A 2,566-nucleotide genomic window follows, 5' to 3' on the forward strand; every position below is an offset into this window, starting at 1 on the left:
ATAAGCATTTCGCCAATGCTGCCTAATCCCCCAACTGGGTGACGCCGCGCGGCCGTGCCCCATGTTTGCAACAGAGCCGCCCGAATGGTCATCGAAGCGAACAGCATGACAGGGATGGAGGCCTTGTTGGGATCTTGTATCAAAGCTGCCCAGGTCGAATGCTTCGGCAGGGAGCTCGCCACCTGCTTTCGAGGCGAGCCATTTGACGCCGTAGCCTGCTGCCTTCTCGAAAGCATTCGTGTCAGTCAGCGAGAAGCTGACACGGCTAACCGGACGAACCCGGATCGCGCTCAATTTAGGCAGAACCAATCGAGGACGGGCGAGGTCACGGATGTTCCCCATAAAGTTGCTCCTGAGCGTTCTCGCGCGAGCGTCCAACACAGATTGGCACTTGGGTGCCCAAATCAATGCTGAGCCAAACTGCTCCAGTGTCCGAATTCGGGACTGGCGAACGAAAGCTCACGAACAACATATGACGAGATAGATTGAACGCAGCACTCTTAACGCACATCAGGCTGCGCCTGCAAGTAGGACATGCAAATAAGTTTCAGGAATCAAAGGGACGTAATGGTAATAGCCGGTAATAGCAGGAACGTTGCGGTAACGGCCGGTATTACCCGGAATGTCCTGAAATTGAATTGTCGCCATTGTCCGAGGGAACGACATCTTTAGAATGTTTGCTGGGCAAGAGGCCAAGCTCAACCGCACGCCTGATCAAACGACGGATCGCCTCTGGTGACCATTTGTCCAATCCGGTCGGTGTGCGGCGGTTGAGGTCTCGTCCCAGATAGGTTGCCAGTTCTTGCAGCGTGGCGTCGGGGTGCTCTTTCAGCCGAGCCGCAACAGTGTAGGCATTGTCGTCATTGGGGCGCGCCCGTGAGGTCCTTTCCAGGATCATCGGGTCAGCATATCCAGCCTGCACCAAGCTGCGACAGGCTTTGATCAGCGTTTGCTCTGTAAAGGACCGGACTGGCGGTTGGAGGGCCCGGATCTGCTGCAACACGACCTTCCAGGTGTGGTGGGGTCGCAAGCTTGTCACAACAGGAAGCCAACGGCGACGGCCGTCGATCAGCTCCTGAAGATATCGCTCCTTATGCCCTATCCGGATTTCCGAAATGGCTCCGCGATCCCTTGCGCGCATCTTGGGATTGCCTGGAAGGGCGCCCTTGGCCATGGCCGCCCTCACCCCGGTCTTGGTTCGCTCCCTGATCAAGGTGCGCTCGAATTCAGCGAAAGCACCAAGCATCTGCGTCATGAGCATGCCCTGTGCGCTCGAGGTGTCGATCGGATCATTCAGCGATCGAAAGAAGGCTCCCTTGTCTCGAAGCCCTTCAACGATCTGCAGAAGATGAGACAGGGACCGCGCAAGGCGGTCGATGCGAATGACGATCAGCGTGTCACCAGCGCGCACAGAAGCCATGGCCTTGGCCAGGTTCGGGCGCTCTCGGTTGGCACCGCTGGCGATATCCTGAAAGATGCGCGTGCAGCCTGCAGCCTTCAGTTCTTCCTTCTGGGCGGCTGTATCCTGCTCGTCTGTACTGACGCGAGCGTAGCCAATCAGCATTTGAAGGTGCCTCCATGCCGGCGGGCGAGTGCCCCCTTCCCGCCCCTCAAACCGGCTTAGCCCAGGTCGAGCCCGCTGAAAACGCATTTTTCACACCTCAACATGAGGGGTCAACCGACCGGTTGCCCCCTATGGCTAAGTGTGAAATCGGGCAGCTGATTATGCAAAGGCCGAATTGCGGGCTCTGCGGAATAGGCGACACAATGCCCGAGAAACCGGCGATTAATGGTGAAATGCCGTCCGTCACTGCACGCCCGCACCAACGCCGGCGAGTTCAGTATTCTTGACAGAGCTGGTCTTACACTGGCAAGCTTGTTAAAGCCAAGTGGGCCTATCACCGTTTCTATACTTTTTGCGGATTTAGTATAGGAGCTGAGCTTAACAGCGGGTTTTAGGCGTCAAAATTTGGACAACGTTCTTGTTTTGATCCGCCAGAAGCCTGTTCCACCTCAAAGTTAGGCGGGAGAGTCTGTGAGTAGCGGTTTGTATCCAGCCAATCAGTCAGCTGCGCTCGATGCGGCCTATCGACTAGGTCGGCTGGGTGGTGAACTCACATGCATAAGCCCCGATGAGCGACGGATATTTGGCGCTCTGCTCGTTGCACGCATGATCAGGACCGCCCTCGAGGTCGAGGGGCACTATTTCACTCAGCCGCGCTATGAGGCTTGGTTCGCGGGAATTGCGACGCTGAACGACGAGGAAACCTATACGTTGCGATCGGCGCGTTCGATCGCTCTTGCAGTGATCGGCGCCCTCACCCGCTCTCCGTACTCGCCTGTCCGTGAAGCAGCTGAGGCCATGAGCATGATCTTCGCTGGCGTAGACAACGGCGAACCTGCGCTAGAGGAAGCATCGCGTCAGATAGAGGAAGCCAAAGCGTTGGCGGAGGCAGCTATCACTGATGGCTCAGGTCCGGTGGCAGTGCTGGTGCACAGCGACATCGCAGTTGAAGGGTCAGCGACATCGTAGATGACGTGTGGGGGGAAGCGGAGGCCGGGCGTA

The 2,566-nt window shown here is 57.3% G+C and carries 3 protein-coding genes; 1 reads left to right on the forward strand and 2 read right to left on the reverse strand.

Translation table 11 applies throughout. The features are described 5' to 3' along the window. Positions 1-342: hypothetical protein (locus tag AC1Q5P_RS21765; RefSeq protein ID WP_481133717.1), on the reverse strand; the 342-nt coding region annotated here is incomplete at its 3' end. A 271-nt stretch (positions 343-613) separates the two neighbouring features. Further along, a complete protein-coding gene (locus tag AC1Q5P_RS21770; protein ID WP_481133716.1) occupies positions 614-1,564 on the reverse strand; it encodes a recombinase family protein in 951 nt (316 codons plus the stop codon). A gap of 606 nt (positions 1,565-2,170) precedes the next feature. Here AC1Q5P_RS21770 and AC1Q5P_RS21775 point away from each other — a divergent pair. Continuing rightward, positions 2,171-2,533, forward strand: a complete 363-nt coding sequence (locus AC1Q5P_RS21775) for a hypothetical protein (RefSeq protein WP_492520011.1) — start codon at positions 2,171-2,173, stop codon at positions 2,531-2,533. The last annotated feature ends 33 nt before the right edge of the window (positions 2,534-2,566 follow it).

The sequence above is a fragment of the Novosphingobium sp. GW835-FHT14H07 genome, from assembly GCF_058793515.1.

Bases quoted from the DNA above. Each gene is read 5' to 3' on its own strand.
- AC1Q5P_RS21770 (WP_481133716.1), bottom strand. From the start codon at position 1,564: ATGCTGATTGGCTACGCTCGCGTCAGTACAGACGAGCAGGATACAGCC.
- AC1Q5P_RS21775 (WP_492520011.1), top strand. From the start codon at position 2,171: ATGATCAGGACCGCCCTCGAGGTCGAGGGGCACTATTTCACTCAGCCG.